This window comes from Geodermatophilus sp. URMC 62 (assembly GCF_052931475.1).
This window is the reverse complement of the sequence record NZ_JBRFHY010000001.1, coordinates 4,783,263-4,803,513: the sequence shown is the minus strand read 5'-3', so window position 1 is coordinate 4,803,513 and position 20,251 is coordinate 4,783,263. Positions and strand designations below refer to the sequence as shown.

Below are 20,251 nucleotides of genomic sequence, written 5' to 3'. Positions count from 1 at the left end.
TGCCCGCACGGCAGCCGTGGCCGTCCTGCTGGTCTGCGCGGTGCTGTCGGTCGGCTGGCTCACCCTCGGCGTGGTCGTGACCCTGGCGGCGCACGCGCCGGGTGCCGTTCCGGGGCTCCCCGCGGGGCACGGCAGCTGGGCCCGCGGCGTCCTGGCCGGGGTGTCGCGCAGCCAGCCGCTCGCCCCGGCCGTGCTCGACTCCGTGCTGGGCCTGGTCCTCCTGGGCGCGGGGGCTGCCGCGCTGGTGGTCCGGGACCGCGCCCGTCCGGTCCGGCTCCTGGGCCTCGCGCTGGTCACCGTGGCCGGTGCCTTCAGCCTGCAGTCCGCGGCGGCGGGCGCGGTGGTCGGCGCCGTGACCGGGTCCCCGCTCGCCGGCGTCCTGCCGCAGCGGGTGCTCCCCGTCGCGGCCGCGGCGGCCTACGCCACCGCGGTGCTCGCGTCGTGCTCCCCGACGTCCCCGGGCTCGCGCCGGGGAGCGCTGCGGCGCCCGCCGGCGGTCGCTGCCGTCGGGGTGACGGCGGCCCTCGCGGCCGTCCCCGCGCCGCTGTCCCTGCGGTGCGTGCTCGTCATGGGGTTCGCCGTGCCCCTCACCGGGGTCGCGGCGGCGCACGGCAGGCTCGGCGCCGCCGACGGCGGCCGGCTCCCCGCGCAGGCCCGGTGGCTGGCGGGCGTGCTGGCCGCCATCGCGGTCGTCGGCGGAGCGCTGGCCGTCCTCACCGCGCTGCCGTGGCCCGGCGGGTGGACCGGCCCGGTGCTCGTCGACGCTCCAGGTCCACCTGCGGCGGGACAGCAGACCGCGGTGCTGTTCTGGTCCGCCCGGCTGTCCGGTGCCGTCGTCGCCGGGGCGGTGCTCGTGGCCGCCCGGCGGACCGCCGGACAGCCGTCCGGCCGCGGGATCGCCGTCGCGCTGGTCACGGCGCTGGTCGGCGGCGGCTACCTCGCGGTGCAGGTCGCGGTGGGCAGGGCCGCCGGTCCCGGCCTCGGGACGGCGGTGGCCACCGTGGGAGCGGCGGCGGCCTTCCTGCCCGCCTGCGCCCTGGCCGACCACGCGGTCGACCGGCTCCTGTACGGGCGACGGCCGGCGCCCTACGGCGTCCTGGCCCAGCTCGCCGCGCTGCCCCGGCCCACCGGCCGCGACGTGCCCGACCTGGCCCGGGTGGTGGAGGCCGTGGGGCGCGGGCTGGGCGCGACCACCTGCCGGCTGGTCGTGCACCGGCCGGGCCTGCGCGACCGGTCGTTCAGCTGGACCAGGCCGGGGGAGGAGGAGGCCGAGGAGCTGGTCGAGGTCGCGGTCCGGCACCGCGGCGAACGGGTCGGCACCCTCGCCGTGGACCCCGCGGCGGTGGCCGGTCTGCAGGGGCAGCGGGCAGGACTGCTGGAGGCGGTCGCCGGCAGCCTGGCCGTGGTGCTGCAGGCGGCCCGCTCGGGCACCGAGCTGGAGCGCCAGCTCCGGGCGGCGCTGGCGCACGCTGCCGGGATCGCCACCGCGCGCCGCCGGGTCGTCGCCGAGACCGACCGCGAGCGGCGCCGCATCGAACGGGACCTGCACGACGGTGCGCAGCACCAGCTGGTCTCGTCGAGCCTGGTGCTGGGGCTGGTCGAGCACCACCTGGGCGCCGGGCGGCCGGCGGAGGCGCGCGCCCAGCTGGACCGGTTCGCCCAGCAGCTCGACGAGGCCGAGGCCGTCCTCGACCGCACGGCCACCGGGGTCTCCTCGCCGGTGCTGGCCGAGCGCGGCCTGGTCGCCGCCCTGCACGCCGAGTACGACGGCGGGCTCCTGCCGGTCACCCTCGACACCAGCGGAGTGGCGCCCGGCCTGCGCGCTGCGCCCGAGGTGGAGGCGGCGGTCTACTTCTGCTGCCTCGAGGCGGTGGGCAACGCGCGCAAGCACGCGCCCGGCGCCCCGGTCGAGGTGCGCCTGGCCGTCGCCGGCGCACACCTGGGCTTCACGATCCGCGACGAGGGCCCCGGCTGGGACGTCGACGCCGTCTCCGGCGCTCCCGGACGGGGCCTCCGCAACGTGGTGGCCAGGATCGGCTCGGTCGGTGGACGCGTCGACGTCCGCTCGGCACCCGGCGCGGGCACGACGGTCGAGGGCCGCGTCCCGCTGCCCGGAGGCGCCGCGCCCGGGGGCGCGCCCGCACCGGTCCTCCCGCTGCTCGGGGACGTCCGAGCCGCGGTGCGGATCGCCGGTGACCTGTACCGCGACACCCCCCACGCCGAGCGGCTCCGCGCGCTCGCCGGCCACCTCGCCGGACCGGTGCGGGTGGCCGTCGTCGGACCCCCGGGCGCCGGGGCGGCCGATCCGGCGGCGGGCGCGCTCGCCGCCGCCCTGTCCGCCGACCCGGCCCTGCAGGCCACGCGGATCGGAGTGCCGCCCGGTCCCGGGGACCCCCTCGCCGACGCCCGCCTGCTCCTCCTGCGCGCGCAGGGGCCCTGGCCGGAGCAGGGCGGCGGGCCGGACCCGGACGGCGACCCGGGACCGGTGCGGCCGACCCAGACGATCGGCGTGTTCCTCGATCCGGAGGCGGCCGGTGGGCGCCCCGGTACCGACGTCCTCCCTCCCGCCGTGCGTCGCCGGTGCCGGGCGGTGGTGCCGGTCGCCGAGGGCCTGGTCCGGGCGGCCGCGGTGCTGGACGACGCCGACCACCGGGCGCTGCTGCGGACACTGCACCCGGCCGGCCCGGGAGCCGCCGGCGTCGTCCCGCGGGAGCTCGTGGAGCGGCTCGGTGAGGACGGTGTCCGGTGCGCGGTGGAGCTGGTCCGCACCGGTGCGGCGCCGACCCGTGCCGCGCTCGTGGAGGCGCTCCGGTGGAGGAGCGGGCTGAGCCGCTTGCGGGAGGTCGTCGTCACCGTGTTCGTCGGCCGCGCCCCGCTGCTCGCCGCGCGCACCGTGCTCGGGGCTCTCGAGGCCCTGGTCCGGACGGCCCCGCCGCCGGGTGACCGCGCACCGCTCCTCTACGCGCTCGACCGCATCCGGTCCGGCGCCACCGAGCTCGCGGAGCTCGACCTGCTCGACGCCCTGTACGCCGGGGAGGTCGAGCTCCCGGACGACGACCGCCCCGCCGCCGAGCGCCTGCTCGGCGGCCGCGGGGGCGAGGCGTGGGCCCGGCTGGGGTGTCCTCCCCAGGCCGGCCGCGAGGAGCTGGCGCGAGCCGCGGCGCGGGACCTGGCCCGCTGGCAGCAGACGGCCCGCAACCCGGCGTCGGCGACCGCCACCCGGGCCGCCGCCGAGCTGCTGGCCGGCACGTGCCGGCGACTGTCCCCACCTCCTGCCGGCGGGGTCGGGACCGACCGCGTCAGCGGATGACCCGCAGCAGCCGGGTCTCGGCGGCCGCCAGCTCCCGGCGCGGGGTCGGCAGGAGGACGCCGCGGGCCCGCGCCCGCATCTGCCGGATCGAGTCCAGGTCGGCGGCGATCTCGCCCATGGCGACGCCGGCCTGCTCCGCGGCGTCCGCGGCCGCGCGAGCCGCCCGGTACTGGTGGTCGAGCAGCTCGGCGCGCCGCCCGACGGCGGCCGCGGTGGCGTCCCGGAGCTCCTGCTGGAGACCCCGGAGCGCGTCGCGGGCCTGTTTGCCGAGGGCGAGGTGCCAGTCGTCGCTGCGGGTCCGCAGGGTCGCCCGCACCCGGGTGCGGCGCGCCTCCCGCTGCTGGTGACGCTCGACGGTCCACGCGGCTCCACCCATGGTGAGCGCTCCGGCGACGGAGCAGACCAGGAACACCCAGGCCGGCAGGGCCAGGCCGAGGAACCGCGGGACGACGACGCCCATCAGCAGCCCGCCGTAGGTGGGCATCCCGACGGTGAGCAACCGCGCGGCCGCCCGGGACGGGGCCGTGGTCGCCGGCGGGCGGGCGGGGAGCCCGGCGACCAGCTCGGCGGCCGTGCGGGCCGACGGCGCCCGGACCGGGAGCGCGTCCGGCAGCTCCAGCTGGGCGGCGAGCCGGGCGGCGACCGCCCGCGCGCCGTCGCGCAGCAGCCGCTGGACGGCGGCTGCCTCGGCGATGAGGCGCTCGGTCAGCCACTGGTCGAGCCGGTCGGCGCTCCTCGCGCTCCTGGCGCCCGCGATCGCCTCCTCGGCCTCGGCCACGACGGTGCGGATGCCGTTGAGCAGGCCGTAGTCCACGTCGGACGAGACGGCGGCGAAGCCCTCCGCCAGGACCTGGCCCCAGGTGCTCGCGCGGGCCTGGAACTGCTGCAGCAGGTCCCGCGCCCGGTCGCGCTCGCCGCGCAGCCGGGGGGCGAGGCTGGGGTCGGCCAGGGTGGCGCGGCGGGTGCGGAGGTCGACCTCGAGGGTGTCGAGCGCGTGCAGGACGGCCTTGGCGGCGTCGCGCACGGCGTCGGAACGGGGAGAGGCCGGGGCGTCGAGCGCGTCCCGGGCGGCGGTCAGCCGGCGGACGAGGTCGGGACGTGCGTTGGCCTCGGCGCCCTGCAGGGTGAGGTCCACGAGGTCCCGGGCGGTCGCGACTGCTGCGCTGGTCGCGGTGTCCGGGCCTGGCCGGGGATGGGCGTTCACGGTGAGGTCCTCCTCGTCGGCACGTGCCGGGTACGGGGGCGAGCCCGGGCGGGAGCCGCCCGGGCTCGCCGGCTGGGAGGTGGGTCAGACCAGGAGGAAGTGGCTGGCGTCGCCGCCGTCGGCGCTGGCGGTGTTGGACTGGACGCCGCCGATGTTGACGTTGCCGGCGTTGACCGCCACGCCGCCGTTGCCGCCGTCACCGAACAGTCCGCCGGCGCCGCCGTCGGCGCTGGCGGTGTTGGTCTGGCTGCCGCCGAAGTTGATGTTGCCGGCGTTGACCGCCACGCCGCCGTTGCCGCCGTCACCGTAGAGGGGGACGTAGGAGCTGTAGAAAGACATCGGGTTCTCTTTTCCGTGAGGGGGGTTCGCGGTCCGAACCGGCGGTTCGTGCCGTGAGAGAAGAATGCGCTTCCCGGGAAGAGGGGACCATCGAGGTGTCCCTACAGAATGGCGAGGACGAACCCCCTCTCATTGGTGGGGAGGACCCCCGTGTCGGTGGGGTGGTGCCACCCCGACCGCCGGGGCGACGGCACCGCAGCCGGTGTCCCCGGGCACGCGGACGAGCGAGCCCCGGGCGAGAGTCGCCCGGGGCTCGCTGGGAGGGAGGTGTGGGTCAGACGAGCAGGAAGTGGCTGGCGTCGCCGCCGTCGGCGCTGGCGGTGTTGGTCTGGCTGCCGCCGATGTTGATGTTGCCGGCGTTGACCGCCACGCCGCCGTTGCCGCCGTCACCGAACAGTCCGCCGGCGCCGCCGTCGGCGCTGGCGGTGTTGGTCTGGCTGCCGCCGAAGTTGATGTTGCCGGCGTTGACCGCCACGCCGCCGTTGCCGCCGTCACCGTAGAGGGGGACGTAGGAGCTGTAGAAGGACATCGGGTTCTCTTTTCCGTGAGGGGGGTTCGCGGTCCGAACCGGCGGTTCGTGCCGTGAGAGAAGAATGCGCTTCCCGGGAAGAGGGGACCATCGAGGTGTCCCTACAGAATGGCGAGGACGAACCCCCTCTCATTGGTGGGGAGGACCCCCGTGTCGTCGCGCGCCCCAGGACCCGGACCGGACCCCGGGCCGCGCGGGTGCCGGGGTCAGACGGTCTCGGGCACCCGGAGGTGGGCGAGGACGAGGTCCATCTCGGCGACGTCGAGGACGTCGACGCCCATGGTGCGCACGCCCTCCTCCCGCAGGACCCGGGCCTGCTCCCGCGTCCGCTCGAGGTCGGCGCGGCTGTCGAGGACGACCGTGCCGACGGCGTGGCCGCTGTCCCGGTCGAGGAGCAGGCTGAGGCTGCAGAAGCCGGGCAGCTCCTGGATCCGCGGCATCATGTGGGTGCGGTACAGGTCGAGCACCTGGTCGGCCCGGGCCGGGTCGCCGCGGCTCCAGGTGAGCCGGGCACAGGCGCCGTCCCGGGTGGAGTGCTCGCGGTGCAGGACCGCGATCTCCCACTCCTGCACCTCGAGGTCGTCGCCTGCCCCGAAGCGGTCCATCAGCTGCCAGCGCATCGGGGCGATGCGCTCGGCGCTGGCCTGCATCGCCTGCCGGTCCTCCCAGGCCGACGTCGCGATGCACCGGCCGCTCTCGCGGTCGCACGTCATCGACAGGCCGACGCAGCCGTCCATGTCCTGCACGGCCGGCCAGACCTCGTCCCGCACGTAGGCGATGGCGTCGTCGAGCGAGCCGGGGTTGCCGCGGATGGTGGTCGATCGGGCGTACATGCCGCCCTCCTCTCGGACCGGCGGCGACGCCCCTGCGGCATCGCCGCACGGCCGAGCGTCCTCCCTCGCCCAGCGCCGGACAACGGTCCTCCGCGCGGGCGGCGTCCGTCCGGGCACGAGCGGGCCGACCCGGGACGGCCTCGGAGACGACGTCACACGAGGACGAGGTCACCCGAAGACGATGCAGACCTCGACCGCCGCGCCCCCGTCGGCGACGCGGTGTGCCTCGCCGGCCAGGCCGACGGGCCCGAGCCCGGTGACCAGCAGCCGGTCCTGCCCCGACAGCTGCAGCCGCAGCGGGCCCTCGTAGGCGGTGCCGGAGCCGCAGGAGACCAGCGCCCCGTCGACGTGGGACAGCGGCTCGGGCAGCAGGGCCGGGCGAGGCGGCGCCGTCCACCTTGACCCCGCAGGCGGGTGCGTGCGTTGATGAGCCACCCGACCCGCTCCAGAGGGACTGCTGGTGCGCTTCCCGGCCGTAGCACGTCCGACCGGTGCCCCACCACCGGTCACCGGAGGGACGACATGCCCGACCACCACCGCGGGCGACCGGCGACCTTCGCCGCGCCGAGGATCGAGTCCGACCGCCTGGCCGACGGCCGCGTGCTGCTGCGCTCGGCCGAACCGCTGGCCGAGCACCCGGTCAGCGTCGTCCACGAGTTCCGGCGGCACAGCGAGGAGCACCCCGAGCGGCTCCTGGTCGCCGAGCGCGGCGCCGACGGCGAGTGGGCCCGGCTGACCTGGGGCGAGGCGCGGGCGCAGGCCGACCGGCTCGCCCAGGGCCTGCTCGACCGGGGCCTGGCCGACCGTCCGGTGCAGGTGCTGTCGGGCAACAGCCGGCTGCACCTGCTCGTCACCCTGGCGGCGATGACCGTCGGCGCCCCGGTGGTGCCGACGAGCGTCGCCTACTCGCTGCAGAGCGCCGACCACGCGGAGCTGCGCGCGATGACCGACCTGGTGGAACCGGGGCTGGTCGTGGCCGAGGACGCCTCCTTCGCCGCGGCCGCAGCGGCCGTCGCCGGTGGGCGGCCGGTGCTCAGCCGGGACGGCGACCTGCCCGGCTCGGTCCCGGCGGCCGACCTCGGTGCCGACCCCACCGCCGAGGTCGACCGGCGGTGCGCCGCGCTGCGCCGGGAGGACGTGGCCAAGATGCTGTTCACCTCGGGGTCCACCGGCAGCCCCAAGGGCGTCCTCAACACGCATGGCATGCTCATGGCCAACCAGCAGCAGATCCGCCAGGTCTGGCCCTTCCTCGCGCAGGAGCCGCCGGTGCTGCTCGACTGGCTGCCGTGGAGCCACACCTTCGGCGGCAACCACGACCTGGGCATGGTGCTGGCCGGCGGCGGCACGCTGTGGATCGACGACGGGCGGCCCGCTCCGGCGCTGGTCGGCCGCACCGTGCGGAACCTGGCCGACGCCCGCCCCACCCTGTACCTCAACGTGCCGGCCGGCTACGCCGCGCTGCTGCCGCACCTCGAGCGCGACCCGGCGGTCGCGGGCGCCTTCCTCGCGCGCCTGCGGCTGGGCTTCTTCGCCGGGGCCGCGCTGCCGCAGCAGCTGTGGGACCGGCTGGAGGCGCTGGCCGCCGACCACGGCGCCACGATGACGATGACCACCTCCTGGGGGCTGACCGAGACCGCGCCGGCCGCGACCTCGGCGCACTTCCCGATCACCCGCAGCGACGTCCTCGGCGTCCCCCTGCCCGGGGTGGAGCTGGCGCTGGTGCCGGTGGGGGAGAAGACCGAGGTCCGGGTGACCGGGCCCAACGTCACGCCCGGCTACCACCGCCGCCCCGACCTCACCGCGGCCGCCTTCGACGAGCACGGCTTCTTCCGCACCGGCGACGCCGTCGCGCTCGCCGACCCCGGCGACCCGGCGGCGGGCCTGGTCTTCCGCGGCCGGATCGCCGAGGACTTCAAGCTGTCCACCGGCACCTTCGTCAGCGTCGGGACGCTGCGGCCCCTGCTGCTGTCGGCCGCCGAGGGGCTCCTCACCGACGCGGTGATCTGCGGCCAGGACGGCGAGTGCGTGACCGCGATGGTGTGGCTGCACCCCGACGCCGCCGGCCGCGTCGACGCCGACGGCGTCCCGGACGACGCGCTGCGCGCCGACCTGGCCGCCACCCTGCGGCGCCTGGCCACGCGGGGCGGCGGCTCCTCGCAGTGCGTCGAGCGCGTCCTCGTGCTCACCGAGCCCGCCCGCCTGGACGCCGGCGAGATCACCGACAAGGGCTACGTCAACCAGGCCGCCGTCCGCGACCGCCGCGCCGACCTGGTGGCGCTGCTGTCGGCCCGGCCGCTGCCGCCGCAGGTCGTCTGCCGGGAGGGCTGAGCTCCCCTCACCCGCCCGCGGTGAGCCGGGGGAGGACGGCCGCGGTGAACAGGTCGACCAGCTCCCGCCGGCGGGCGCCCGCCCCGACCGGGGAGAACACCAGGGTCTCGGCGCCGGCGTCGGCGTACTCGCGGGCCCGGGCGAGCACGCGGTCGGGGTCGCCGTGCAGCAGGTAGCGGTCGGCGAGCGGCGCGAAGTCCTGCTGGTAGACGGCGCTCACGCCGTCGACGACCTCCTGCCGGGCCCGGGCCGCGTCGGCGTCCACCCCGCCCCAGGAGAAGACCGCACCCCGGACGGCCGCGGGGTCCCGCCCCGCCCGCTCGGCCGCCTCGCGCACCTCAGCGAGGCTGCGGGCCAGCTGCTCGGGCGTGTACATGTACGGCATCCAGACGTCGGCGAACCGGCCGGCCCGCCGGATCGCCGGTGCCCGGCGGCCGCCGAGCCACAGCGGCGGGCCGCCGGGCTGCACCGGCCCGGGGGAGAGCGCCAGGCCCTCGATGCGGGTCCAGCGGCCGGCGAAGTCGACCGGGCCGCCGGCCCACAGCCGGCGCAGCAGGTCCAGCGCCTCGTCGGTGCGCGCGCCGCGCTGCCCGACGTCGACGCCGGCGGCGACGAACTCCGGCGGGTACTCGCCGCCGACGCCGACCCCCAGGTCGAACCGGCCACCGGAGACCTGGTCGAGCGTCGTCGCCAGCTTCGCGGCCAGGGCGGCGGGATAGAGCGGCAGCACCGTCAGCGAGCTGAGCAGGCGGATGCAGCTGGTCGCCCCGGCGGCCGCGGCGAGGGCGACGAAGGCGTTGGACGGGGCGCCGTGGAAGAACAGGTGCTCGCCGGTGGCGATCCCGTCGTACCCCGCGTCCTCCGCGCCGCGCGCCTCCGCGGCCACGGCGGTCTGGTCGGGGCCCAGCGTCAGGACGACCCGCACGGCACCTCCCCGTCGTCCGGGGCCCGGAGCATCACGAGCCGTCGGCGACGAGCTCGGTGTCGACCCCGATGCGGCCCACCTTCGACGCGCCGCCCGGGCTGCCCAGCGGCGCGTCGCGACCCGGGAGCGGCTCGACGAAGAACCGCCGGTTGTCGGCGACGTGCGGCTCGTTCTCCTCGGTGACCCGGCGGTCCTGCGAGATGGCCTCGACCGGGCAGACCGGCTCGCAGGCGCCGCAGTCGATGCACTCCTTGGGGTTGATGTAGAGCTTGCGGTCGCCCTCGTAGATGCAGTCGACCGGGCACTCCTCGACGCAGGACATGTCCGTGGTGTCGATGCACTCGGCGCCGATGACGTAGGGCACGGGGAGTCCTCCTGGCGGGTGTGGGGATCGGGGTCAGGCGCGCGCGGCGCTCACGCCGGGCCCCCGGTGATCGGCGTCAGGTCGGGCTCCGCCGCACCACCGAGGCGCTCGGTCGCCAGCTCGCGGATGCGGAAGCGCTGCAGCTTGCCGGTGGCCGTGGTGGGGAGCTCGTCGAACACGACGATGTGCCGCGGCCGCTTGAAGGCGGCCAGGCCGTCCCGGCACCAGGCCACGAGGTCCTCGGCGCCGGTGGCGGCCTGCGGGGTGAGGACGACGCAGGCGACGGGCTTGTCCAGGCCGGTCTCGTCGGGCACCGGGACCACCACGGCCTGTGCCACGTCGGGGTGGGCGCGCAGCCGCTCCTCCACCTCGGTCGGGGACACCCAGATGCCGCCGGCCTTGATGATGTCGTCGGTGCGGCCCAGCGAGCTGTAGTACCCGTCGGGGCTGCGCACGTAGGTGTCGCCGGTGCGCACCCACTCGCCCTGGAACACCCGGCGGGTCACCTGCGTGCGCGACCAGTAGCCGGTCGCCGCCGACGACCCGGTCACCCACAGGTTGCCGGGCGTGCCGTCGGGGACGGGCTGCCCGTCGTCGTCGAGGATCCGCGCGCCGTAGCCGGCGACCAGCTCGCCGGTGGAGCCGGGCCGGGTGCGGCCGGGCCGGCCGCTGATGAAGATGTGCAGCATCTCGGTGGAGCCGATGCCGTCGAGCACCTCCACGTCGAACGTGCCGGTGAACCGCTCGAACAGCGGGGCCGGGAACGCCTCGCCGGCCGACACGCAGGCGCGCACCCCGGTGAACGCGTCGGCGGGCAGGCCGGCCGCCAGCAGCGCCGCGTAGTAGGTGGGGCCGGCGAAGAACAGCGTCGGCCGCTGCTCGCGCAGCACCCGCAGCGTCCCGGCGGGGCTGGGCCGCGAGCGGTCGAGGACCGTGCTGGCGCCGACCGAGAACGGGAAGGTGAGCGTGTTGCCCAGGCCGTAGGCGAAGAAGAACTTCGCCACGGAGAAGGTGACGTCGTCGGGGCCGATCGCCAGGACGTCGCGGGCGTAGGTCACGGCGGTGTCGCGCAGCGAGCCGTGCCGGTGCATCGCGGCCTTGGGCGTGCCGGTGGTCCCGGAGGTGTAGAGCCAGAACGCGGGGGAGTCGGCGACCGTCGGGTAGGGCTGCGCGACCTGCTCGGCGAAGTCCGCGCCGGCGGCGGTGACGTCCGCCCAGGTGCGCACCCGCACCCCGGGGACGTCCGGCAGCGCGTCGGCGGTGAGGACGACGACGTCGGTCAGGTCCCGGCTGCCGGCGACCGCGGTCCCGAGCGCGGCGAACTCCGAGCTGAGCACGACCAGGCGGGCCCGGCTGTCGGTGGCCAGCACCGCGATGTCCTTGGGCGTGAGCATGGTGCTCACCGGCACCGGGACCGCGCCGATGCGCAGCCCGGCGAGGAAGGCGGTGAGCAGCTCGGGAGTGTCGCCCATGCACAGCAGCAGGCGCTCCTCCGGGCGGATCCCGGCGGCGACGAGGGCGGCGGCGAAGGCGCGGACGGCCGCGTCGAGCTCGGCGTAGGTCAGGGTCCGGACGCTGCCGTCGAGGTCGATCGCGGTGATCGCGCGGCGGTCGGGCGTGGCGCGGGCGTGCCGGGTGACCAGCCACTCGGCGGCGTTGAACGGCTCGCCGGAGGGGGCCGGTGCCTCGGGCCGCAGGGCGGTGGGCGAGGTGGGGGCGGTGTCCAGGGTGGCCACGGTGCTCGACCCTTTCCGTGCCGGGGGACCGAGGCGGAGGACCGCTCGGGGGAGGGGAGGCCGGCCGCGCCGGCCGGCGTCGTGCGGGCCTGCGGCCGGACCCCCAGGGCCCGGCCGCGGGCCGCGGTGCGCGACGGCTCAGAAGCGCACGTAGTCGTACTCGACCGGCAGCGAGTTGATCCCGACCGAGGGCGGGGCGATCCAGCCGGCGAACTCACCGGGCTCGTAGTGCGGCACCATCAGCTCGGCGACGCGCGCCCGGTCCTCGGCGGTGGGCAGGAACTCGCCCACCCGCTGCTGCCAGGTGGCCTCGTCGACGATCTCGCCGGTGGGCGTGACGTGGTGCCCGGCGAAGGCGCCGACCTTGCGGTTGAACCCCTGGTGCGGCAGGTACAGCCGCTCCTCCAGACCGGCGTCCTCCAGCTCCTGGTTCCACCGCTTGACGCCGTTCTCGCAGTCGGCGGCGTACTCGTTGCGCAGGTCGAGGTTGAGCGCGGTGAGCATCGGCACGGTGCGGGTGGTCAGCTGCCCGTTCTCGACGACCGGGACGTCCATGGTCAGGTCGTGCAGCTGGTGGTCGTCCTTGCGGCGGGTCTCCATCCAGCGGCCCTTGAGCCCGGCGGTGTAGTACGCCGCGACGTTGGAGGAGGTCTCGGACCCGAAGAGGTCCATCGAGACGGAGTACTGGAAGTTCAGGTACTTCTGGACGACCGACAGCGGGATGCCGCCGTGGGACCAGATGTCGTCGGTGCCGTGCTCCTTCATCAGCTCGGCGGTCCGCTGGACGGTGCGCTGCACGCCCGTCGTCCCGACGAACATGTGGTGCGCCTCCTCCTTGAGCATGAACTCGCAGGTGCGCGCCAGCGGGTCGAAGCCGCTCTCCTTCAGCGTGCCGAGCTGGTACTTGCCGTCCCGGTCGGTGAAGTAGGTGAACATGAAGAACGACAGCCAGTCGGTCGTCTCCTCGTTGAACGCCCCGAGGATGCGCGGGGAGTCGAAGTCGCCGGAGTTTCGCTTGAGCAGCTGCTCGGCCTCCTCGCGGCCGTCCTTCCCGAAGTAGGCGTGCAGCAGGTAGACCATCGCCCACAGGTGGCGGCCCTCCTCCACGTTGACCTGGAAGAGGTTGCGCATGTCGTAGAGCGACGGCGCGGTCATGCCGAGGTGGCGCTGCTGCTCGACTGAGGCGGGCTCGGTGTCGCCCTGGACGACGATCAGCCGGCGCAGGTCCGACCGGTGCTCGCCGGGCACCTCCTGCCAGGCCGGCTCGCCCTTGCGGTCGCCGAAGTTGACCTTCCGGTCGGGGTCGCGCTCGGCGAGGAAGATGCCCCAGCGGTACTCCTCCATGGGCACCCGGTCGAAGTGCGCCCACCCGTCGCGGCCGACGGCGATCGCCGTCCGCAGGTAGACGTCGTGCGTCGGGATGGACGGGCCGAGGTTCTTCCACCAGTCGAGGAACTTCGGCTGCCAGCCCTCCAGCGCCCGCTGCAGCTTGCGGTCGCCGGCCAGGTTGACGTTGTTCGGGATCCGCTCGCTGTAGTCGATGCGCGACAGCGGCCCGGTGGGGGTGGGGGCGTCCCCGGTGACCGTGCCGCTCTGAGGGGTGGACTCGGTGGTGGTCATGGTCAGACCCGCTTCCTGTCGTAGTCGGCGCGCTTGCCGGTTCCGTAGCGGCGCAGTGCTCCCTCGGGCCCAGCGGCGTTCGGCCGCTGGAAGATCCAGTTCTGCCAGGCGGTGAGCCGGCCGAAGACCTTCGTCTCCGGGGTCTCGCGGCCGGCGAAGCGCAGGTTGGCCTCCATGCCGGTGAGCGCGTCGGGGGAGAAGCTGGCGCGCTCCTCGATCGCCAGGCGGACCTCGTCCTCCCAGTCGATGTCGTCCGGCGTGCTGGTCACCAGGCCGAGGCCGTCCGCGTCGGCGGCCGGCAGGTCGCGGCCCACGGCCGCCTCGGCGGCGGCCAGCTCGTCGGCGCTGCCGAGGAAGCGGACCTGCAGGCGGGAGAGGCCGTTGCCCATCGGCAGCAGCCCGGTGTTGAACTCGTCGAGCCGGATGACCGCCGCCGGCAACGGGCGCTCGTCGTCCTCGGCCATGTCCTCCCAGATGCCCTCGAGCATGTACTGGCGGTCGGCGGCGAGGGCGATCTCGGCCAGCGAGCCGGCGAAGCAGGAGCCGGGCTCGACGAGCGCGAAGAGGCTGCGGCTGGTGGTGTCCAGGCGCTTGAGCGTGCGGCGGTGGAAGCCGATCGTCTCGTTGACCAGCCAGTGGTCGCGGTTGGCCAGCAGGAACTCGTCGTAGGCGGCGACCGCGGCGACGTCGCCCTCGGTGCGCAGCAGCCACGTGCCGACGGCGAGCTCGTTGGTGCGCAGCCGCAGGATCGCGTCGTCGAGCTCGCGGGTGGTGGCCAGCAGCCAGGCGGCGTCGCCCTGCGCCTGCAGCTCCTCGACGCTGCCGGGCACCGACTCGGGGCCGAGGACGGTGATCGTCGCGGTGCCCGAGTCGCGGTCGAGGACCACGCGGACGTGCGCGTAGCGGGTGGTGTCGCCGTCGACCTCGCGGCGCAGCGGGGTCAGCGCCACGCCGGTCGCGCCGGCACCCGGCCGGCTCGACGCGGCGGCGGCCGCGGCGGCCCGCCGGGCGACCTCGGCGTCGAAGTCGCGGGCCCTGACGCTGGCGTCGACCAGCCGCCACCGCACCGCGCGCTCGCCGCGGATGCCCTCGGCGGTGGTGGCGAAGACGTCGGCCAGGTCCCGGCGCACGCCGCGCTTGTCGACCACGCGGGTCAGGCCGCCGGTGCCCGGCAGCACGCCGAGCAGCGGGACCTCCGGCAGGGAGACCGCCGAGGAGTTGTCGTCGACGAGCACGATCTCGTCGCAGGCCAGCGCCAGCTCGTAGCCGCCGCCGGCGGCGGTGCCGTTGACCGCGGCGACGGAGCGCAGGCCGGAGTGGGCCGAGGCGTCCTCGATGCCGTTGCGGGTCTCGTTCGTGAACTTGCAGAAGTTCACCTTCCAGCTGTGCGGGGACGCCGCGAGCATCTTGATGTTGGCGCCGGCACAGAACATCCGCTCCTTGGCGCTGGCGACCACGACCACCTTGGCCTCGGGGTGCTCGAACCGGATCCGCTGCAGCGCGTCGTGCAGCTCGATGTCGACGCCCAGGTCGTAGCTGTTCATCTTCAGCTCGTAGCCCGGCACGATCCCGCCGTCCTCGGCGACGTCGAGGGTGAGGGTCGCGACCTCGCCCTCGACCGACAGCCGCCAGTGCCGGTAGCGCTCGGGGGAGGTGTCGAAGGAGACCTCGGTGGTCGCGGCCGGCTCGGCGACGGGGGCCGGTCCCTCCGCCGTCGTCGAACGGTCGTCGAGGGTGGTCACGGCGCCTCCAGGGATGCGGGCGGATCGGCCCCGGAGGGCCTGCCGCGACCATCGTGTCGTGCTACACGACCTTGCGCAAGCAACGCGTCAGATGTAGACAAGTGGCGCAGGCCACGGACGTCGACGGAGGTCTCGGTGACCCCTGCGCACACCCTGCGGTGGGTGCACGAGGACGACCCCCGGTGGGACGCCGACCGCGAGCGGGTCTTCGCCTCCGTGCCCGAGGGCGTCTTCCGCACCGAGGCCCGCCGGCCGGGCGAGCGGCTGTCCAGCGACTGGTGGCGCGTCGAGCGCGACGGCGTCGTGGTCGGCTACGGCTGGCTCGACGACGTCTGGGGTGACGCGGAGGTGCTGCTCGCCGTCGAGGCGGGCGCGCGCGGCTCCGGCGTCGGGCTGTTCGCGATGCACCACCTCGAGGAGGAGGCCGCCGCCCGCGGCCTGAACTACGTGCTCAACGTGGTCCGCGACACCCACCCCGAGCGGGACGCGGTGACCGCCTGGCTGCAGCGCCGCGGGTTCTCCGCGGCCGAGGACGGCCGGCTCCGCAAGCGCGTCGGCGGTCGTGGCGCCGGCGGGGACGGCGCTGGTGCTGACGACGCGGGTGCCGACGGCGCCGGTGGTGCCGGTGGTGCCGGTGACGGCACCGAGAACGGCGGTGGGCGCGACGTCGGGCAGCGGCAGGACGGGCGGCCGGGCACCGGCGTGGCCACCCCGCCCTCCGGCGACCGGGAGGCGCGCTACCTCGCCGAGCGCGAACGGGCAGCCGGCCGGCCGCGGTCGTCCTCCGAGCCGGCTGCCGTGGGGGCCGACCGGGGGCCGGGTGAGGAGGAGAGCGGCGGCTACGTCGACCCCGAGCAGCACCGGTACTGACGTCGGTCGGGCCTCGTCCCGGACAGCGCGAGCCTCTGAGCTGCGGTTTTGTCGTCCACAGGTCTTGCCCGACCCCTCGTTCGAACGTATGATCGAACGCATGACGGCGGGGTCGGTGCGCGAGGTGTCCGAGGCGCCTGCGGTGCCCGACCTCGCGTCGCCGGCCGTCGGGTGGGCGGCCGGTCCGCTGGGTGAGGTGCAGGCCGCCGATCGGGAGATCTCCCGCCAGACGGCACGCCGCGCGCGGGCGCTCGCCGCGTTCGCCGTGACCCGGCCGGCCTCGGCCGACCGGGCGCAGGGTGAGCGTGGCGCGATGTCGGCCCAGCGGTGGGCGGCGCGGGCCGAGGTGCTGCGCCCGGTGAGCGAGTGGGCCACCCAGGAGCTCACGGTCGCCCTGGGCGTCACCGCGCAGCGCGCCGAGGCCGAGCTGGAGCGGTCGCTGCTCCTGGTCACCCGGCTGCCCCGGGTGCTGGCCGCGCTGGAGTCCGGGCTGCTGCACACCGGGCACCTGTGGTGCCTGCTGGAGCACGTGGCGCCGATCGCCGAGGACGCCCTGCGTGGTCGGGTGGAGCAGGAGCTGCTCGACTGGGTGGCGCGGCGGCAGCGGGTGACCACCCCCGGCCAACTCGGTGACCGGGTGCGGCGCGCGGTCGCGCAGCACAACGCCCGCGACGCCGCCCGCGACCTCGTGCAGGCGCTGCGGGAGCGCGGCGTCTCGGCCCGGCCCGAGCGCACGGTGGGCATGTCGGCGGTGACAGTGGTGTGCACCACCGCTGAGGCGCAGACGCTGCTGCGGGCGCTGTCGGCCTACGCCGACGCGCTGGAGCCCGACCCGGCCGACGCGCGCACCCGCGGGCAGAAGATGGTGGACTGCCTGATCGACCTGGTGCTGCGCCCCGGCGAGGGCGGGCTGCCGCCGGTGCAGGTGCCGTTGACCGTCGTCGCGTCGGTGCAGACCCTGCTCGGCGGGGACGGTGTCGGCGAGGTCGACGGGCAGCTGGTGCCCGCGGAGATGGCCCGCCAGCTCGCCCGCGCCTTCGCCGGCCTGGACCCCATCAGTGATGCAGCCGGCAGCGGCACCGACACCACCGGCACCGACCCCAGCGGCATCGACGCCGATGCCGGTATCCCGCCCGGCGCTGGTCCCGCCGGCACCAGGGCCGGTCAGACCATGGGCGCTGGCGAGCCCATCGGCGCCAGCGAGCCCATCGGCTCCGGCGAGCCCGTGGCCGTCGACGAGCGGCTGGCCGCCGACCGGTTCACGGACTCCCCGGGGCCCACGGACGTCGAGGGCGGCCCGGTCGAGCGGGCCGCCGCCGAGCTCAGCGCCGCGGACTTCGACCGCTGGCTCGACGAGCTGGTGCGCGAGGCCTTCGGCGACGACCCGGCACCCGGCGATCCCGCCTGGACACCGGGCCACCCACCCGACCCGGCCGGGGAAGCTGCGAGTGGCCCACCTGAGCGCGACGACGTCACTGCGCCCGCAGCCGGCAGTCCGCCAGCCGGTGGCTGGTGGGCGGCGGCCGACCGGGCCGTCGAGGACGCCGCCGCAGCCGTGCACACCGCCCGCCTCGCCCTGGGCGCCGCCCAGTGGATGGTGGCCACCGCCACGCGCGCCGACGCCGCCGAGGAGACCGCCTGGCAGACCAGCCCCGCCGGCCGGGTGAGCACCGCCCCCGACGCACTCGGCGCGCTGGCCGCCGCCACCCAGCGCACCGACCTCGCCGCCCTGCTGTCCGCCACCGCCGGCGGCGGACTGGCCGACCGGCCGCGCATCGCCCTCACCGACGCCGTCAGCGGCGCCCTGCTCGTCCTCACCGACCTGCCCGCACTGCGCCGCACCGCGCACTGCGGCACCCCCGCCTGCCGCCGCCGGCCCGAGACCTGCGGCCACGACCTGAGCGCCCGCCCCGGCCTGCGCGTCCCCGCCCCCACCGCCGGCTACCGGCCCACCGCGGCACTGGACCGCTACCTGCGCGCCCGCGACCGGCACTGCCGGTTCCCGGGCTGCCGCCGCCGCATCCCCTACGCCGGCGAACTCGACCACGCCACACCCCACCCCCACGGGGAGACGTCAGCGGCCAACCTGGCCGGCTTCTGCACCACCCACCACCGCGGTAAGCACCAGGCCCCGGGCTGGACCCACACCCTCACCCCCGAGGGCACCCTCACCGTCACCACACCCACCGGCCTGACCGCAGTGACCACCCCACCACCGTTCTGAGCACGCGTGGCGCGGTCGCGGTCACTCCGAGGGGCGAGGTCCGGTCGGAAGGGCAGCGCTCCGTCGCACACGGCGCGAGCCGGCCCGTCGCGCACGCAGGGCTACCCGACCGCGACCGCCCGGCGCCGAGGGGCGACCACCAGTGCGACACCCACGGCGGTGAGCGCGATGCCGGCCAGCGACACCGCGGCCGGCACGGTCCCGAACAGCAGCCACGCCTCGAGGGCCACGGCCGGCGGCACCAGGTAGAACAGGCTGGACACCTCCGCGGCCGTGCCCCGCCGCAACAGCAGGAGCAGCAGCAGGACCGCGCCGAGCGAGAGGGCGAGCACCAGCCAGACCATGGCCAGGACGAACTCCCCGGTCCAGCGGACCGTCATCTGCTCGGTGGCCAGCGCGCCGGCCAGCAGCACGACCGCGGCGGCGGCGTACTGCACGGCGGTGCCCCACAGCATCGGGACGCCGGTGCCGTACCGCTTCTGGTAGACGGTGCCGGCGGTGCCCGAGGCCAGCGCCACCAGGCAGGCCAGCAGGCCCCGCGGCGAGAGCGAACCCGCCTGCCCGGCCGCGGCGGTGAGGCCGGGCCAGACGACGACGGCGACGCCGGCCACCCCGACCGCCAGCCCGAGCCACTGCCGCGGCGCGGCCCGCTCGCCCAGCACCGGACCGGCCAGCACCACGGTGAGCACCGGCTGCAGGCTCACCACGACCGCCGAGACCGGAGCCGGCACGCCGAGGGAGACCGCGACGAACACCCCGCCGAGGTAGCCGGCGTGCAGCAGCAGGCCGACGGCCGCGGAGTGGCCGTACTGCGCCGGCCGGGAGGGGCGCTCCGCGCGCAGGACGAGCGCGACGAGCGCCAGCAGGGTCGCGGCGAACACCATCCGCAGTCCGAGGAAGGTCAGCGGCTCGGCGTAGGGCAGGCCGGACTGGGCGCCGACGAAGCCGGTGCTCCACAGCAGCACGAACAGCGACGGGGCGCCCAGGCGCTGCACCCGCGACCGGCCGGGCGCGGTCACCGGGAGGTCAGCCACGCCGACGGGCCGGTGCGTCACCGAGCCGGCACCGCCGACTCCCGGCGCCGCGCCGCACGCGCTCACCGAGCCGGTGCGGCGGCTCGGGCACCCCACCGGCGGGCGGGTCGAGGTCGGCCTCCCGCGGCACGGTGCCCCGCCTCGTCATGGACCGCTCCGTCGAGTCCGGACGCACTACACCGCACGTCGTCCGAGCCGGGATGCTGTAGCGCAATCCGCGGTCTGTCAACCCGCACCCCACGCGCCGGCGGGGAGGACGGCGTCCGGGTGGCCGTCCCCGGCGCCCGGGCGCCCGGGTGACACCATGGGGGCGTGGAGGTCGTGGACGGGCCGTTCGTCACCCGTCGTCAGGAGCTCGGTGCGGCCAGTGCCCGCAGCCTCCTGCTCACCGTCCTCGGCGAGTTCGTGCTCCCCAGCGGCCGGCCGGTCTGGACGGCGACGCTGATCGACCTGCTGGCCGACCTCGACGTCGCCGAGAAGGCGGCCCGTCAGGCCATCATGCGCACCGCCGACAGCGGGTGGATCGCCGGCAGCCGGGTCGGGCGCGAGACCCGGTGGACGCTGACCGAGGCCGGCACCCGGCTGCTGCGCGAGGGCACCGACCGGATCTACGGCTTCGCCGCGGAGCAGCGGGAGTGGGACCGGCGGTGGCTGCTGCTCACCGTCGGCGTCCCGGACAACGCCCGGCCGCTGCGCCAGCGGCTGCGCACGCAGCTGGGCTGGGCCGGCTTCGGCTCGGTCAACGCGACCACCTGGGTCACCCCCCGGGTCGACCGCGAGCCCGAGGCGCTGCGCGTGCTGTCCGACTGCGGCCTGCTCGCCGGCAGCTGGTCGTTCGTGGCGCAGGCCGGCGCCGTGGGAGACGAGCGGTCGCTGGTGCGCAGCGCCTGGGACCTCGACGAGATCGAGGGCCGCTACGAGGACTTCCTCGACCTGGTCGCCCGGCGCCGTCCCCGCACCGACCGGCAGGCGCTGGTGGCCCAGGTCCGGCTGGTCCAGGAGTGGCGGCGCTTCCCGCTGCTCGACCCCGCGCTGCCCACCGAGCTGCTGCCGCCGCGGTGGAGCGGCAACCGGGCCGCCGAGGTCTTCCGGGAACGGCACGCCGCCTGGGCGCCCCGCGCCACGGCCGCGTGGGCCGAGCTCAGCCGCGACCGCTGAGAGCGAGGCGCCCCCCGCGACGGGTGCCCGTGTCG

At 76.2% G+C, this 20,251-nt stretch carries 16 protein-coding genes; 5 read left to right on the top strand and 11 right to left on the bottom strand.

What is annotated here, in order from left to right; translation table 11 throughout:
* Window positions 1–16 precede the first annotated feature (16 nt).
* Window positions 17–3,310 carry an ATP-binding protein gene (locus ACU616_RS23070; RefSeq protein ID WP_446760747.1) on the top strand — a complete coding sequence of 1,098 codons (3,294 nt, stop codon included), beginning with the start codon at window positions 17–19 and terminating at the stop codon, window positions 3,308–3,310.
* On the opposite strand, the gene ACU616_RS23065 is transcribed toward ACU616_RS23070, so the two are convergent.
* The 5 genes from ACU616_RS23065 to ACU616_RS23045 all read right to left on the bottom strand — a co-directional run bounded on the left by ACU616_RS23065 (window position 3,300) and on the right by ACU616_RS23045 (window position 6,650).
* Window positions 3,300–4,514: a hypothetical protein gene (locus ACU616_RS23065; protein ID WP_446760746.1), complete on the bottom strand. Its 1,215-nt coding sequence runs from the start codon at window positions 4,512–4,514 to the stop codon at window positions 3,300–3,302. The genes ACU616_RS23070 and ACU616_RS23065 overlap by 11 nt on opposite strands.
* 84 nt (window positions 4,515–4,598) lie before the next feature.
* Window positions 4,599–4,853, bottom strand: a complete 255-nt coding sequence (locus tag ACU616_RS23060; protein ID WP_446760745.1) for a hypothetical protein — start codon at window positions 4,851–4,853, stop codon at window positions 4,599–4,601.
* Window positions 4,854–5,127: 274 nt separating this feature from the next.
* Entirely contained in the window at window positions 5,128–5,382 is a 255-nt protein-coding gene (locus ACU616_RS23055; RefSeq protein WP_446760744.1) for a hypothetical protein, read from the bottom strand.
* Between the two features lie 206 nt (window positions 5,383–5,588).
* The gene (locus ACU616_RS23050; protein ID WP_446760743.1) at window positions 5,589–6,215 is read right to left on the bottom strand and encodes an antibiotic biosynthesis monooxygenase; all 627 of its coding nucleotides are present in this window, start codon (window positions 6,213–6,215) and stop codon (window positions 5,589–5,591) included.
* Between the two features lie 168 nt (window positions 6,216–6,383).
* The gene (locus ACU616_RS23045; RefSeq protein ID WP_446760742.1) at window positions 6,384–6,650 is read right to left on the bottom strand and encodes a hypothetical protein; all 267 of its coding nucleotides are present in this window, start codon (window positions 6,648–6,650) and stop codon (window positions 6,384–6,386) included.
* An 87-nt stretch (window positions 6,651–6,737) separates the two neighbouring features.
* Here ACU616_RS23045 and ACU616_RS23040 point away from each other — a divergent pair, with 87 nt between their 5' ends.
* Window positions 6,738–8,543 carry a feruloyl-CoA synthase gene (locus ACU616_RS23040; RefSeq protein WP_446760741.1) on the top strand — a complete coding sequence of 602 codons (1,806 nt, stop codon included), beginning with the start codon at window positions 6,738–6,740 and terminating at the stop codon, window positions 8,541–8,543.
* Between the two features lie 7 nt (window positions 8,544–8,550).
* Here ACU616_RS23040 and ACU616_RS23035 read toward each other — a convergent pair whose 3' ends face one another.
* The 5 genes from ACU616_RS23035 to boxC form a co-directional block, all read right to left on the bottom strand.
* Window positions 8,551–9,468 (bottom strand): LLM class flavin-dependent oxidoreductase, encoded by a 918-nt coding sequence (locus ACU616_RS23035; RefSeq protein WP_446760740.1) that lies wholly within the window; start codon window positions 9,466–9,468, stop codon window positions 8,551–8,553.
* 31 nt (window positions 9,469–9,499) lie between these two features.
* Window positions 9,500–9,832, bottom strand: coding sequence for a ferredoxin (gene fdxA / locus ACU616_RS23030; protein ID WP_446760739.1), 333 nt, complete (start codon window positions 9,830–9,832; stop codon window positions 9,500–9,502).
* A gap of 50 nt (window positions 9,833–9,882) precedes the next feature.
* The gene (locus tag ACU616_RS23025) at window positions 9,883–11,568 is read right to left on the bottom strand and encodes a benzoate-CoA ligase family protein (protein ID WP_446760738.1); all 1,686 of its coding nucleotides are present in this window, start codon (window positions 11,566–11,568) and stop codon (window positions 9,883–9,885) included.
* 138 nt (window positions 11,569–11,706) lie between these two features.
* Complete coding sequence (boxB, locus tag ACU616_RS23020) at window positions 11,707–13,188, bottom strand: benzoyl-CoA 2,3-epoxidase subunit BoxB (protein ID WP_446760737.1); 1,482 nt, start codon at window positions 13,186–13,188, stop codon at window positions 11,707–11,709.
* Between the two features lie 2 nt (window positions 13,189–13,190).
* Window positions 13,191–14,930: a 2,3-epoxybenzoyl-CoA dihydrolase gene (gene boxC, locus ACU616_RS23015; RefSeq protein ID WP_446760736.1), complete on the bottom strand. Its 1,740-nt coding sequence runs from the start codon at window positions 14,928–14,930 to the stop codon at window positions 13,191–13,193.
* A 135-nt stretch (window positions 14,931–15,065) separates the two neighbouring features.
* Between boxC and ACU616_RS23010 the strand changes: the two genes are divergently transcribed.
* Together ACU616_RS23010 and ACU616_RS23005 are read left to right on the top strand one after the other, a co-directional pair.
* Window positions 15,066–15,800, top strand: a complete 735-nt coding sequence (locus ACU616_RS23010) for a GNAT family N-acetyltransferase (protein ID WP_446760735.1) — start codon at window positions 15,066–15,068, stop codon at window positions 15,798–15,800.
* Window positions 15,801–15,900: 100 nt separating this feature from the next.
* The gene (locus ACU616_RS23005) at window positions 15,901–18,024 is read left to right on the top strand and encodes a DUF222 domain-containing protein (RefSeq protein ID WP_446760734.1); all 2,124 of its coding nucleotides are present in this window, start codon (window positions 15,901–15,903) and stop codon (window positions 18,022–18,024) included.
* Window positions 18,025–18,125: 101 nt separating this feature from the next.
* On the opposite strand, the gene ACU616_RS23000 is transcribed toward ACU616_RS23005, so the two are convergent.
* A complete protein-coding gene (locus ACU616_RS23000) occupies window positions 18,126–19,058 on the bottom strand; it encodes a DMT family transporter (RefSeq protein WP_446760733.1) in 933 nt (310 codons plus the stop codon).
* Between the two features lie 312 nt (window positions 19,059–19,370).
* On the opposite strand from ACU616_RS23000, the gene ACU616_RS22995 reads away from it, so the two are divergent.
* Window positions 19,371–20,216, top strand: coding sequence for a PaaX family transcriptional regulator (locus ACU616_RS22995; RefSeq protein WP_446760732.1), 846 nt, complete (start codon window positions 19,371–19,373; stop codon window positions 20,214–20,216).
* The last annotated feature ends 35 nt before the right edge of the window (window positions 20,217–20,251 follow it).